Source organism: Rhizobium sp. 2YAF20, from assembly GCF_052114685.1.
In the GTDB taxonomy this organism is placed as follows: domain Bacteria; phylum Pseudomonadota; class Alphaproteobacteria; order Rhizobiales; family Rhizobiaceae; genus Rhizobium.
The window spans coordinates 17,896-30,717 of record NZ_JBFRFF010000004.1 but is presented as its reverse complement, the minus strand read 5'-3'; the positions used below and the strand labels follow the sequence as shown (position 1 = coordinate 30,717).

At 59.5% G+C, this 12,822-nt stretch carries 18 protein-coding genes; 12 read left to right on the top strand and 6 right to left on the bottom strand.

The window, feature by feature from the left end:
- Window positions 1-17: 17 nt before the first annotated feature.
- From AB4Z52_RS07720 to AB4Z52_RS07710, 3 genes are all read left to right on the top strand, one after another.
- The gene (locus tag AB4Z52_RS07720; RefSeq protein ID WP_442217338.1) at window positions 18-677 is read left to right on the top strand and encodes a TetR/AcrR family transcriptional regulator; all 660 of its coding nucleotides are present in this window, start codon (window positions 18-20) and stop codon (window positions 675-677) included.
- Between the two features lie 134 nt (window positions 678-811).
- A complete protein-coding gene (locus tag AB4Z52_RS07715) occupies window positions 812-979 on the top strand; it encodes a hypothetical protein (protein ID WP_442217337.1) in 168 nt (55 codons plus the stop codon).
- Entirely contained in the window at window positions 976-1,308 is a 333-nt protein-coding gene (locus tag AB4Z52_RS07710; protein WP_442217336.1) for a DUF6105 family protein, read from the top strand. Before AB4Z52_RS07715 ends, AB4Z52_RS07710 begins: the two co-directional genes overlap by 4 nt.
- Here AB4Z52_RS07710 and ruvX read toward each other — a convergent pair.
- Window positions 1,245-1,739: a Holliday junction resolvase RuvX gene (gene ruvX, locus AB4Z52_RS07705; RefSeq protein WP_442217335.1), complete on the bottom strand. Its 495-nt coding sequence runs from the start codon at window positions 1,737-1,739 to the stop codon at window positions 1,245-1,247. The two genes, AB4Z52_RS07710 and ruvX, sit on opposite strands and share 64 nt — an antisense overlap.
- Window positions 1,740-1,857: 118 nt before the next feature.
- Between ruvX and AB4Z52_RS07700 the strand changes: the two genes are divergently transcribed.
- From AB4Z52_RS07700 to AB4Z52_RS07660, 9 genes are all read left to right on the top strand, one after another.
- Complete coding sequence (locus AB4Z52_RS07700; RefSeq protein ID WP_442217334.1) at window positions 1,858-2,562, top strand: metal-dependent hydrolase; 705 nt, start codon at window positions 1,858-1,860, stop codon at window positions 2,560-2,562.
- Between the two features lie 70 nt (window positions 2,563-2,632).
- Window positions 2,633-2,920 (top strand): Asp-tRNA(Asn)/Glu-tRNA(Gln) amidotransferase subunit GatC, encoded by a 288-nt coding sequence (gene gatC, locus AB4Z52_RS07695; RefSeq protein ID WP_442217333.1) that lies wholly within the window; start codon window positions 2,633-2,635, stop codon window positions 2,918-2,920.
- 90 nt (window positions 2,921-3,010) lie between these two features.
- Window positions 3,011-4,492, top strand: a complete 1,482-nt coding sequence (gatA, locus tag AB4Z52_RS07690) for an Asp-tRNA(Asn)/Glu-tRNA(Gln) amidotransferase subunit GatA (protein ID WP_442217332.1) — start codon at window positions 3,011-3,013, stop codon at window positions 4,490-4,492.
- Window positions 4,493-4,680: 188 nt separating this feature from the next.
- On the top strand, window positions 4,681-5,190 hold the full coding sequence (locus AB4Z52_RS07685; protein ID WP_442217331.1) for a GNAT family N-acetyltransferase: 510 nt from the start codon (window positions 4,681-4,683) through the stop codon (window positions 5,188-5,190).
- A 78-nt stretch (window positions 5,191-5,268) separates the two neighbouring features.
- On the top strand, window positions 5,269-6,771 hold the full coding sequence (gatB, locus tag AB4Z52_RS07680) for an Asp-tRNA(Asn)/Glu-tRNA(Gln) amidotransferase subunit GatB (protein ID WP_442217330.1): 1,503 nt from the start codon (window positions 5,269-5,271) through the stop codon (window positions 6,769-6,771).
- A gap of 3 nt (window positions 6,772-6,774) precedes the next feature.
- Entirely contained in the window at window positions 6,775-7,278 is a 504-nt protein-coding gene (locus tag AB4Z52_RS07675) for a GNAT family N-acetyltransferase (protein ID WP_442217329.1), read from the top strand.
- 17 nt (window positions 7,279-7,295) lie between these two features.
- Window positions 7,296-7,763: a GNAT family N-acetyltransferase gene (locus AB4Z52_RS07670; RefSeq protein WP_442217328.1), complete on the top strand. Its 468-nt coding sequence runs from the start codon at window positions 7,296-7,298 to the stop codon at window positions 7,761-7,763.
- Window positions 7,764-7,873: 110 nt separating this feature from the next.
- Window positions 7,874-8,272 carry an NADH:ubiquinone oxidoreductase subunit NDUFA12 gene (locus AB4Z52_RS07665; RefSeq protein WP_442217327.1) on the top strand — a complete coding sequence of 133 codons (399 nt, stop codon included), beginning with the start codon at window positions 7,874-7,876 and terminating at the stop codon, window positions 8,270-8,272.
- Window positions 8,273-8,400: 128 nt separating this feature from the next.
- Window positions 8,401-8,841 (top strand): DUF2155 domain-containing protein, encoded by a 441-nt coding sequence (locus tag AB4Z52_RS07660; RefSeq protein WP_442217326.1) that lies wholly within the window; start codon window positions 8,401-8,403, stop codon window positions 8,839-8,841.
- Window positions 8,842-8,875: 34 nt separating this feature from the next.
- Here the strand turns inward: AB4Z52_RS07660 and AB4Z52_RS07655 are convergent, their stop codons facing one another.
- The 5 genes from AB4Z52_RS07655 to aroQ all read right to left on the bottom strand — a co-directional run bounded on the left by AB4Z52_RS07655 (window position 8,876) and on the right by aroQ (window position 12,807).
- Entirely contained in the window at window positions 8,876-9,832 is a 957-nt protein-coding gene (locus AB4Z52_RS07655; protein WP_442217325.1) for a DUF2167 domain-containing protein, read from the bottom strand.
- Between the two features lie 74 nt (window positions 9,833-9,906).
- Window positions 9,907-10,521: a leucyl/phenylalanyl-tRNA--protein transferase gene (gene aat, locus AB4Z52_RS07650; protein WP_442217324.1), complete on the bottom strand. Its 615-nt coding sequence runs from the start codon at window positions 10,519-10,521 to the stop codon at window positions 9,907-9,909.
- Between the two features lie 10 nt (window positions 10,522-10,531).
- Window positions 10,532-11,884, bottom strand: coding sequence for an acetyl-CoA carboxylase biotin carboxylase subunit (accC, locus tag AB4Z52_RS07645; protein WP_442217323.1), 1,353 nt, complete (start codon window positions 11,882-11,884; stop codon window positions 10,532-10,534).
- A 3-nt stretch (window positions 11,885-11,887) separates the two neighbouring features.
- Window positions 11,888-12,346: an acetyl-CoA carboxylase biotin carboxyl carrier protein gene (gene accB, locus AB4Z52_RS07640; RefSeq protein WP_442217322.1), complete on the bottom strand. Its 459-nt coding sequence runs from the start codon at window positions 12,344-12,346 to the stop codon at window positions 11,888-11,890.
- A gap of 23 nt (window positions 12,347-12,369) precedes the next feature.
- On the bottom strand, window positions 12,370-12,807 hold the full coding sequence (gene aroQ, locus AB4Z52_RS07635; RefSeq protein WP_442217321.1) for a type II 3-dehydroquinate dehydratase: 438 nt from the start codon (window positions 12,805-12,807) through the stop codon (window positions 12,370-12,372).
- Between the last annotated feature and the right edge of the window lie 15 nt (window positions 12,808-12,822).

Here is a 12,822-nt window from a genome sequence, read left to right as displayed (position 1 = left end):
GGCTGGAGGTGCCCCATATGTCGGACGCAATTGCCGTTCTCGAAAAGCCGCTGGACGATACTGCCGAGCCTGGAAGGCGGGTTCGAGACAGGGCAGCCACGGAGCGCACCATCCTTGAGGCCGCCAAGCGGCTCCTCGCCGAACATGGGTTCCAGGGCTTCGGCATCAATGCCGTGGCGCGAGGCGCCAGCTGCGACAAGCAACTGATCTATCGCTACTACGGTGGGCTCGATGGGCTGGTCGAGGCGATCGGCGCTGATGTCGGCAGCTGGGTGAGGGATCGCATCCCAGAAGATGCTGGCGGCATGTTCCTATTGACCTACGGCGACCTCATGGAGCGATTGATATTGTTGTTCATCGAGGCGCTCCGGGATGATCAGCTGATGCGCAAGATCGTTGCCTGGGAAATATCCGAGAACACCGAGCAGGTGAGGCGGCTTTCCGAGGCCCGCTCCAAGGCGCTAGCTCTCTGGATCGACCGTATGCGCGGGTCGTTGATCCCGCCGAAGGGCGTCGACGTCGTTGCCGTCAATGCCTTGCTGATTGCGGCAGTCCAGCACCTGGTGCTCTCGGCAGCAACAAGCGGGCAATGCGCGGGCCTTTCCCTCAAGACTGAGAAGGATTGGGATAAGGCATCGGTTGCGGTGAAGCGCATCGTTCGCGGCATTTACGGCTAACTGGTTGAGCTTATTACAGGATGTGGCGCGATCCACAGGGCCGTTAACCTTAACAAATGGTTTACGTTGCGCCCCTTCCGTTAAGGCGCGAATGTGCGCTGTAACTGTTAGTTAACCAACGTGTGGCCCTGGGAATGAATTCCTTCAAAGTCGTGTTCCTGCTGGCATCGATGTTGTTTTTCGCCGTGCTTGCACTCGATATCGCAGTGCCGACGCTGGTACTGAGCATCATGGCCTTGTCGAACTGGCTAGTATTGTCCTCCGGCTCCGAAGGCTCTCAGTATGGAAGGGGAGCCGCATGAAGTGGTTTCTGATTTTCTGGGCCGGCCCCATCTTTTTTCTCGGCAGCTGGTATTGGCTTTCCTATTACGACATGAGCATGGGCGTCTTCATGTATACCCGCCAGATGCATGACCTGGTGTTTCAGATCTATGGGAACATTCTCGGCATTCCTCCGGAAACCATTCCGCCGCTCGTGATGCGCGCGATTGCTTTTGATACACTGTTGGTATTTTCGCTGATCGCCTACCGCAAGCGTGCGATCATCAAGGCCTGGTGGACGGCGCGTCAGGCGTCGAGATCGGGACTGTCCCGCCTTGCCAGAGATGAAAGCCTGTCCAGGGCGCCCTGAAGGATGAAGCTTGCGGCGGCCGAATCAATCCGGTCCGCCCGTTTCGCCCGTGATACGTCCATTTCTATAAGCACGCGTTGCGCCGCAACCGTTGACCACCGCTCGTCCCAGAAGACGAAGGGAAGGGCGGTCTTTTCAGCCATGTTACGCACGAAGGCGCGGGTCGCCTGAACGCGCGGACCTTCCGAACCGTCCATGTTTACCGGCAGGCCGATGATGAAGGCGGCGACCTTTTCCTTATTCGCGAATTGCAGCAGGGCAACGGCATCCTGGGTAAACTTCACCCGGCGGATCACGGTGCGGGGCGTTGCAAGACGCCTCCCAAGGTCGGACATTGCCAGCCCAATCGTCTTGGTCCCGAGATCCAGCCCCGCTACCGCCTGACCGGGCAGGAGCGTTGCGGCAAGCTCTTCGATGGTAAGCGTGGTCATCAGTCGTCTGTCTCGTCAAAAGAAATTGAACGGCGCACCGCTTCTCTTTGCGGCCACATCGGTTATGTCCTTAGCATCCCGGCGCGCTTTTGCATCAAACTATTGAAGGAGCAGATAAATGAAGATCACTTGGCTTGGCCACGCCGCATTCCGTATCGAAACGGCGGGCGCAAAAATCCTGATCGACCCGTTTCTCACCCACAATCCCTCCTTCGCCGGTCTCGACATCAAGGACGTGACGGCAGGCATCACACATATCCTATTGACCCATGGCCATGGCGACCATGTCGGCGATACGGTCGCCATTGCCAAGGAAACCGGCGCAGTCGTCCTTGCCAATGCGGACCTCGGCTCATGGCTGGGCACCAAGGGGCTTGAGAGACTGGAAATGGGCAATACCGGCGGTACGGTCACGCTCGGTTCCTTCACCGCGACCTTCACCAACGCCCTCCATTCCTCTGCGCAGATCACCGAGGACGGTGTCTCGCATGCGCTTGGTAACCCCAATGGCCTGATGCTGCACTTCCAGGACGAGGCGAGCCTGCTCCACATGGGCGACACCGATATCTTCTCGGATATGGCGTTGATCAACGAGCTGCATCAGCCCGACATCGGCATCGTCCCGATCGGCGATCGCTTCACCATGGGCGGGGCGGTTGCCGCACTTGCCTGCCAGCGCTACTTCAATTTCAACGCCGCCATTCCCTGCCATTACGGCACCTTCCCGATCATCGACCAGACACCGGAGAAGTTCGTCGCCGGCATGGAGGGTTCGAAGACCAAAGTCTCGGCCCCGAAGCCCGGCGAGGTGCTGTCCTTCTGATATTTCCCCCGTTGCACGCAGCGGACATGGCCTTTATAGCGGGTAGGAAAAATCCTATCCGGAGAATGCCATGTCCGTCGATCTTGCCACCGTGAAGCGCGTCGCGCATCTTGCCCGCATCGCCGTCAGCGATACTGAGGCCGAGCGGATGATGGGCGAACTGAACGGCATTCTCGGCTTTGTCGAGCAGCTTTCCGAGGTTGACGTCACCGGCATCGAGCCGATGACCTCGGTCACGCCGATGGTCATGAGGAAGCGCGCCGACGTCGTCACGGACGGCAGCAAGGCAGGCGACATCGTCGCCAATGCGCCGCTCACCGATCAGAATTTCTTCCTGGTGCCGAAGGTTGTCGAATAGACGTCGCCAAACCGCAGCGGCGCTTCGCCTGCGAGGCGATATCGCCGACCCGAACCAGCAGCCCTTTCAGACGTGAAGTGAACAGATAAGATGAGCGAACTCACCAGCCTGACCATTGCGCAAGCCCGCGACAAGCTCGCCGCCAGAGAGATCACCGCGACCGAGCTGACAGGGGCCTATCTCTCGGCGATCGACGCTGCCAACGGCGCGCTCAATGCCTATATCAAAGTAACCGCCGACAAGGCTCTCGATATGGCCAAGGCCTCCGATGTCCGCATCGCCGCTGGCAAGGCCGGGGCCCTGGAAGGCATTCCGCTCGGCATCAAGGACCTGTTCGGCACGGAAGGCGTCCACACCCAGGCCTGCAGCCATATCCTCGATGGTTTTGAGCCACGCTATGAATCGACCGTCACCCAGAACCTCTGGAACGACGGCGCTGTCATGCTCGGCAAGCTCAATATGGACGAGTTCGCCATGGGCTCTTCCAACGAAACTTCACACTACGGGCCGGTGATCAACCCCTGGCGTGCCACGGGCTCGAACCAGCAGCTCGTACCCGGCGGCTCTTCGGGCGGCTCGGCTGCAGCTGTTGCCGCACATCTTTGCGCCGGCGCCACTGCGACGGATACCGGCGGCTCGATCCGGCAGCCGGCGGCATTCACCGGCACAGTCGGCATCAAGCCGACCTATGGCCGCTGCTCGCGCTGGGGTGTGGTGGCGTTTGCCTCATCGCTGGACCAGGCAGGCCCAATCGCCCGTGATGTTCGGGATGCCGCCATTCTTCTGAAGTCGATGGCAAGCGTCGATGCCAAGGACACGACCTCGGTCGATCTGCCGGTGCCGGATTATGAAGCTTCGCTTGGCCAGTCGCTGAAGGGCATGAAGATCGGCATTCCGAACGAATATCGTGTCGACGGCATGCCGGACGAGATCGAAAAGCTTTGGCAGCAGGGCATAGCCTGGCTGAAGGACGCAGGCGCCGAGATCGTCAACATCTCGCTGCCGCACACCAAATACGCGCTGCCTGCCTATTATATCGTCGCGCCCGCTGAGGCATCGTCGAACCTTGCCCGCTATGACGGCGTCCGCTACGGCCTGCGCGTCGACGGCAAGGATATTGCCAGCATGTATGAGAACACGCGTGCAGCCGGCTTCGGCACGGAGGTCAAGCGCCGTATCATGATCGGCACCTACGTGCTTTCGGCTGGCTACTACGACGCCTACTATCTGCAGGCGCAGAAGGTTCGCACCTTGATTAAGCGCGACTTCGAGCTGGTGTTCCATGCAGGGGTCGACGCTATCCTGACGCCCGCCACTCCCTCCTCCGCCTTCGGCGTTGCCGACGAGGATCTCGCAGCCGATCCGGTCAAGATGTACCTCAACGACATCTTCACGGTCACCGTCAACATGGCGGGCCTTCCCGGCATCGCCGTCCCTGCCGGCCTCGACCAGAAGGGGCTGCCTCTCGGTCTGCAACTGATCGGCAAGCCGTTCGACGAGGAGACGCTGTTCAAGACAGCCCATGTCATCGAGCAAGCCGCCGGGCGGTTCTCGCCGACGAAATGGTGGTAGGTCGCGCATTCGGCAGCTTGCCGGCATTTGTGTCGCCTTGCGTCGTTCGATCTGGACGGCGACAAGGCTGCCCTGCGTTGCAGCGATAAAGGTGCATATAACTCCGGAGCGAGCGTTTCAAACCTCTCATGCATCTGGAAAAAGGCTGCTCACAGTGTTCTACTGGCTAAGAATAGCCTGGGGACCCCATGATCCACGTTCGCAATGCGCGTGAAGGCGATGCCGATATTCTGATGAATATCGGGCTGCGCGCCTGGCAGAAGGCGATGGCGCCGATTGGCGATACCGACGCGTTGCTGGATAGCGCCCGCGATGCCTTTTCCAACTTCATCAGGGAATTCTGGCTGACAATTACCGTCGTCGAGCAAAATGGTGCCTCACTCGGCTGGGCGGCGCGCGAGGGGTTGGATGAAACCATTTCCGATTTCTGGATAGACCCCGCCAGCCTGCGCCAGGGGCTCGGTTCGGCGCTGCTTTCGCAGATCGAAAAGGATATCGTCGACCAGGGCTTTGAAAAGGCGGCGCTGCAGACGCATTCGGGCAATGCCGAGGCGATCGGCTTCTTCAAGTCGCATGGCTATCAGATCCACTGGCTCTCGGTGGTCTATTCGCCGAAGCTCGACCGGGACCTGCCGACGGTCGGCCTGTCGAAAACACTGGTCAACACAGGCGACGGCACCTATGGACCGGGCATATAGCGGGCCCGAAAGCCTTGCACCAATCAGCCATTTCCTTTACCTCACAACAGCACAAGAACAGCATTTCAAGAGCATCCCATGACCCTTGTCGACGTCCGCACACCAGATCCGAAACGCTTCATTCCCGGCGCCACCGGCGACTGGGAAATCGTCGTCGGCATGGAGGTCCATGCGCAGGTGCTCTCCAATTCGAAGCTGTTTTCCGGCGCCTCCACCGAGTTCGGCAAGCCTGCAAATTCCAACGTATCGCTGGTCGATGCGGCCATGCCCGGCATGTTGCCCGTCATCAACGAGGAATGCGTCAAGCAGGCGGTGCGCACTGGCCTGGGCCTGAAGGCTCAGATCAACAAGCGTTCGCTGTTTGACCGCAAGAATTATTTCTATCCCGATCTGCCGCAGGGCTATCAGATATCGCAGTTCAAGGATCCGATCGTCGGCGAGGGTAAGATCGTCATTTCGATCGGCCCGGATCGGCAGGGCCAGTTCGAAGATGTCGAGATCGGCATCGAACGCCTGCATCTCGAACAGGACGCCGGCAAGTCGATGCATGACCAGCACGCGACCATGTCTTACGTCGATCTCAATCGCTCCGGCGTCGCGCTGATGGAGATCGTGTCCAAGCCGGACATGCGCTCGTCCGACGAAGCCAAGGCGTATATGACCAAGCTGCGCTCGATCGTGCGCTATCTCGGCACCTGCGACGGCAACATGGACGAAGGCTCGATGCGCGCCGACGTCAACGTTTCCGTCCGCCGTCCCGGCGGCGAGTTCGGCACGCGTTGCGAAATCAAGAACGTCAACTCCATCCGCTTCATCGGCCAGGCGATCGAATTCGAAGCCCGCCGCCAGATCGCCATTCTCGAGGACGGCGGCTCGATCGACCAGGAGACCCGGCTGTTCGACCCGAACAAGGGTGAGACGAGGTCGATGCGCTCCAAGGAAGATGCGCATGACTACCGCTATTTCCCCGATCCGGACCTTTTGCCGCTCGAGTTCGACGACGCATTCATCGAGGCATTGAAGGTCGGACTGCCGGAGCTTCCCGACGACAAGAAGGAACGCTTCGTCCGCGATATGGGCCTGTCGATCTACGATGCGTCGGTGCTCGTCTCGGAAAAGGCGATTGCCGATTATTTCGAGGCGGTCGCTGCCGGTCGTGACGGAAAGCTCGCCGCCAACTGGGTCATCAACGACTTGCTCGGTTCCTTGAACAGAACCGGCAAAAGTATTGAAGAGACTCCGGTTTCGCCTGCCCAGCTCGGCGGCATCATCGATCTCATCAGGGCAGAAACCATCTCGGGCAAGATCGCCAAAGATCTCTTCGAAATCGTGCTAGTTGAAGGTGGCGACCCGGCCGAGATCGTCGAAAGCCGCGGCATGAAGCAAGTGACCGACACAGGCGCCATCGAGAAGGCCGTCGACGAGATCATTGCAGCAAATCCGGATCAGGTGGCCAAGGTTCTTGCCAAGCCGACGCTTGCCGGCTGGTTCGTTGGCCAGGTGATGAAATCGACTGGCGGCAAGGCCAACCCCCAGGCGGTCCAGGCGCTGGTGAAAGCCAAGCTCGGCATCGAGGAATAGCCGATGTATTTCGTCCGCACCGCCGGTGAGCGCGACCTGGACAAGGTCCGGGCACTGTTGGGGGAAACATGGCACGCGACCTATGACGGCCTCTATGGCGCTGGCAAGGTCGATGAGCTGCATGCCTCCTGGCACTCGGTCGCCTCGCTGAAGACACGGCTGGAGAAGAAGGGCTCCGAGTTTGTCGTGGCCGACAGCGGCAAGGACATCGGAGGCATGGGCTACGCCTCCATGTCCATCGATATGGCAAAGACTGTGCTGCTTCATATGCTTTATGTGCGCCCATTGCTGCAGCGCCAGGGCATCGGACGCGACATTTTCGCCGAGCTCGAGACCTGCTTTCCCGATGCGGAAACGATCAGGGTCGAGGTCGAGCCCGAAAATGCGCTCGCGATCAGCTTCTACCAAGGCCTCGGTTTCGACGAGGTCGGCCGCAACGAGAATGCCGGCCCAAAGCAATCCGGTATACCGACATTGGTATTTGAGAAATCATTGGCGCAACGTTGAGCGTCGAAGGCGGCAAGATGACCGGTTTGCCAATCCTGATCCGCACGGCCCGTGAGGATGATCTGACCGCACTTGTCGCGCTTTTTGCCGCCGATCTGGTCGGCGGCCACGGCGACACGGCCGCTCCGGATGCTTTTCCGGACTATCTCAAGGCTTTCAGAACGATCGAAGCATCTTTTGATCAGATACTGTATGTCGCCGAATGCGAAGGCGAGGTGGTAGGCACCTTTCAGACGATGATCACCACGTCGCTGACCGGGCGCGGCTCGTCCTCGATGATCATCGAGGCGGTGCAAACGCGCAGCGACATGCGCGGGCAGGGGATCGGCGCGCTGATGATCGAATTCTGCATAGCCGAGGCAATGCGTCGCGGCGTGCGGCTCGTTCAGCTCACCTCGAATGCCGTACGCAAGGATGCCCATCGTTTCTATGAACGGCTGGGTTTCAAGTCGAGCCATCTCGGCTTCAAGATGGCTTTGAAATGAGCCGTTTTTGCCTTGCGAATCACTGGACAACAAAGCTGGCAGGCGGCATAAGCGAGGGATAGAATTCTGATCCCGCTTGCGCGCTCAAAGCCAAGTACCAAGGAAAAGACATGAAGAATCTCCTGCTGCAGCTCTTTACCTGGTGGAACAGCCAGACCATGGGCACGCGCTTCTACACCTGGCGCTTCGGCAAACGCGTTGGCGAAGACGAATTCGGCAACGTCTATTACGAAGGCGGCATGTCTTCCTACGGACTTCAGAAGCGCTGGGTGATTTACAAGGGCTATGCCGAAGCGTCCGCGATCCCACCGGGCTGGCATGGCTGGATGCATCACAGGACCGACGTTCCTCCGTCGAAGGAGACCTACGTCGCCAAGGACTGGCAGATCGGCCACCGTCCCAATCTGACCGGTTCGCCGCAGGCCTATCGCCCGCCGGGCTCCCTTGCCGTTGCCGGCGAGCGCCCCCGCGTCACCGGTGACTATGACGCCTGGACACCGGGTGGCTAGGGCAACTCCGACGGCTCCAAGGGTTCTTTGACCCGCCCTTTGGCCACAATTTGCGTTTACCCGCTGAGAGCGCCGATGGTAATGCATCCGCGGCATCGCGACCGATACCACGCTGGAGGCTGGCGGATATGACGTTTTTCACGCGGAGCGCTTCTTTGCGTGCGACAACAGGGCTGATGCTTGTGATTGGCGTCGGCGCGTTTTCAGCGCTGCCGGCAGAGGCTGCGCGCATCGCCAATCCCGTTGCCGTCTTTTCCGGTCTCGACAAGATCACCGGCCGCATCACCACGTTCGATGTCTATCTCAACGAGACGGTGCAGTTCGGCGCCCTTCAGGTTACCCCGAAGGCCTGCTATTCCAGGGATGATACTGAACAACAGAAGGTCGACGGCTTCGTTGAAGTTGACGAGATCACCCTCGATCGACGCATCCGCCGCATCTTCACCGGCTGGATGTTTGCAGCAAGCCCCGGCCTCAACGCCGTCGAACATCCGATCTATGACGTCTGGTTGAAAGAGTGCAAGCAGAAGTCGGACGTCCCCCCGCCGGTTGCTCCCAAGACGAATTGATCCGGCCAATCAACTGGCGTGCAGCGTTCTTTGTTCAGACCTCGGAATCCTTCTTTCGAGTGAAAAAAGATACGATGCGCCGCCAGACTGCAACTATCGGAACAATGGAAACAACCAGTCCCTTCTTGAGGGCGAGGATCGCCAAACCGAAATTCTTGAGCAGTCCTAGTCCCAGCGCCAGAAGACCGAGCTTTGCGGCGATCTTCACGCCCGCACCGGCAGCAATCATCCCAGCCAGACCGTAGGCTGCCATCTTGTCACCATCGACATAGTCGGAATAGCGCTTCTTCGGATCGAACTCCACCGTATTGACTACCGATGGAATGACGGTGTTGATCTCCGTGAGCTGATTGAGCCCGGCGACAAAATTCAATTCCAGAACGCCCTCGCGTCCGAGAACACGAACAGAGTAATTCAGCGAATGCCTTACATTAGGTGCCTTGCCGAAGATCAGGTCGCGCGCCCAATGCATGGCATGCGTCGTCTTGTCATAGTAGGGCGGGGCGGCCCACCCTGCGAGCGTCAGCGCAGGGTATCCGGCCTTCTCGCGCTCGGGATTGTTCGCTGCGATGGCATCCTTGATCTGCTGAAGGACCTCATCGAAGTTCGTCGTGGCCGCGTCGGCATCCGAGACGTAACCGCTGCCATTATATTCGATCACTGATCCCCAGGAGCCGTTGTCAACGGGTGAATGCTTGGCCGGGAACAGCATGCCGAGAGCGCCTTTGGCGGTGCCCTTCGGATTGCCCCAGAGATCGGCGATGACCTTACCGGTGTCCTCCGGCGAGAGATAGTAGAACTGGTCGGAAATAGTCAGCGTCACATTTGCCGCGGGCAGCTTGATCGTTCCCTGCTGAAAATCGAGCGTCTTCAGGACCTCTCCGTCCTGGTTTGACGGCACATCCTCGCCAAACATTTCACGGTAGGATTTTGCATCCGCCTGCGAGGCGAGAGCCAGGATAAACATAGTAACTAAAAGATGAATTCTCAACGCACAACCCCCCACGTCTGCCGCAGAGTAGCGAAATAGCCGTTTAAAGCAACGTCTCCAGGTTGCGTTTTTCATCAAAAAATGAGGTTGGGTGATTCCATGGCCTTGGCCAGCATGCTGGTATATTCGTCTTTCGGAACGTCGATCGCCCCGAAATTTTTCAGGTGCTCGGTGGTGAATTGCGTGTCGAGCAAGGTGAAGCCTTTCGCCTGTAGCCGCTCGACGAGGTGCACGAGGCAGATCTTCGAAGCATCGGTGCGGCGCGAAAACATGCTTTCGCCGAAGAAGGCCGAGCCGAGCGACACGCCATAGAGTCCGCCGACCAGCTTTTTCCCATCCCACGCCTCAACGGAGTGCGCATGCCCGACCTTGTGGAGTGCGGAATAGAGAGTTCGGATCGTCCTGTTGATCCATGTGCTCGGGCGGCCGCTGGTATGCTCGGCGCATGCCGCTATGACGCCGTCGAAATCCCAATCGTAGCGAATGTCGAACGGCTTCTGCCGGACTGTCTTGGCAAGGCTCTTGGAGACATGGAAGGCGTCGAGAGGCAGGACACCGCGAAGCTCCGGCTCGACCCAGAAAATCTCGGGGTCGTCAGCCGATTCCGCCATCGGGAAGAGCCCGATGGAATAGGCGCGCAAAAGGATCTCGGGTGTAATACCTGGTGACCTTCTGCGCGTCCCCATCATGCATGGTTCCTCAGACTGAGGTTCTGGCCAGATAATTCTCAAGCCAGTGGATATCATAGTCGCCGTTCGCAATATCCTGGTTGGAAACCAGGTCCTGGAACAGCGGCAACGTGGTCTTGATGCCATCGACGACGAATTCGTCGAGCGCACGGCGCAGGCGCATCATGCATTCAACGCGCGTGCGTCCATGCACGATCAGCTTGCCGATCAGGCTGTCGTAGTAGGGCGGGATCTTGTAGCCCTGATAGGCGCCGGAATCGATGCGAACGCCAAGGCCGCCGGGGGCATGGAAATGCGTGATCGTGCCGGGCGAAGGCACGAAGGTGCGCGCGTCTTCGGCATTGATCCGGCATTCGATCGCATGGCCATGAAAATGGACCTCGTCCTGAGTGACCGACAGGCCGCCGCCCGAGGCAACGCGGATCTGCTCGTGAACGAGGTCGATACCGGTGATTGCTTCGGTGACCGGATGCTCCACCTGCAGACGGGTGTTCATCTCGATGAAATAGAACTCGCCGTTCTCGTAGAGAAACTCGATCGTGCCGGCGCCGCGATACTTCAGCTTCTTCATCGCATTGGCGCAGATCTGGCCGATATTCATGCGCTGCTCGACGTTGAGCGCCGGTGAATTGGCTTCTTCCCAAACCTTCTGGTGACGCCGCTGCAGCGAGCAGTCGCGTTCCCCGAGGTGGACGGCATTGCCTTCGCCGTCGCCAAACACCTGCACTTCGATGTGGCGCGGCGTGCTCAGGTATTTTTCCATGTAGACGGCATCGTTGCCGAAGGCGGCTGCGGCTTCCGTGCGGGCCGTCGACCAGGCCTCGACAAGTTCGTCAGCCGAGGTCGCAACCTTCATGCCGCGTCCGCCGCCGCCCGCCGTCGCCTTGATAAGCACGGGATAGCCGATCTCGGCCGCGGTCCTTAGCGCATCCGTCTCGGTCTTCACTTCGCCGTCGGAGCCGGGAACGACCGGAATACCAAGTTCGACCGCCGTCAGCTTGGCGGTGATCTTGTCGCCCATGAGCCGGATATGCTCGGCCGTCGGGCCGATGAAGGTAATGCCATGCGCGTCGAGGATGTCGGCGAACTTGGCGTTTTCCGACAGGAAGCCATAGCCCGGATGCACGGCGTCGGCGCCGGTGATCTCGCAGGCCGCGACGATCTGGTGAATGTTGAGATAGCTGTCGCGGGCGGGCGGAGGCCCAATGCACACGCTTTCATCGGCAAGCCGCACATGCATCGCGTCAGCATCGGCTGTCGAGTGGACGGCCACGCAAGCGATGCCAAGCTCCTTGCAGGCGCGCAGCACGCGAAGGGCGATCTCGCCGCGATTGGCTATGAGAATCTTGGAAATCATTGGCATGGCCTACTCGATGACGACGAGGGCTTCGCCGTATTCAACTGGTCGGCCATCCTCGATGAGAATTTCGACGACGATGCCGGAGCGCGGAGCGGGGATCTGGTTCATCGTCTTCATGGCTTCGATGATCAGCAGCGTCTGGCCTTCCTTGACCGTCTTGCCAACCTCGATGAAGGCCGGCGCACCGGGAGCCGATGCCATATAGACCGTGCCGACCATCGGAGCGCTGACGACATTGTCGGGATTGCGGACCGCAACTGCTGGCGCGGCGGCGACGGACGGGGCAGCGGCAGCCGGAGCGGAAGCCATCATCGGCGCCTGGACGTATTGCGGCGTGCCGGCACGCGAGACGCGGATGCGCAGATCGTCCTGTTCGACTTCGATCTCGGTCAGATCGGTCTCATTGAGAATGTTCGCCAGATCGCGGATCAGTGTCTGGTCGATACCCGATTTCTTATCAGCCATAGAGTTTTGCCCTGTAATTCTTGTCATTGCATGATGTTCTTCAGCGCGTGCAGCGCCAGGATGTAGCTGTGAGGCCCGAAGCCTGAGATCATCCCCTTGGCAGCGGCAGTGATCATCGAAGTATGGCGGAATTCCTCACGCGCGTGGATATTGGAGATATGAACCTCAACCACCGGGATGGAAATCGCCCGGATCGCGTCGTGCATGGCGATGGAGGTGTGTCCATAGGCTCCGGGATTGATTGCCACGCCGACGGCGCTTTCGCCCGCCTCATGCAGCCAGTCGACGAGAACGCCTTCGTGATTGCTCTGCCTGAAATCTATGGCAAAGCCCAGCGTTTGGCCCACCGACCGGCATTCCGCCTCGATATCCGCTAGCGTCGTGCCGCCATAGATGCCCGGCTCGCGCTTTCCCAGCGCGTTCAGGTTGGGTCCGTTCAGGACGAAAATCGTTGGCGTCATCTAAGGTTCCGTCAA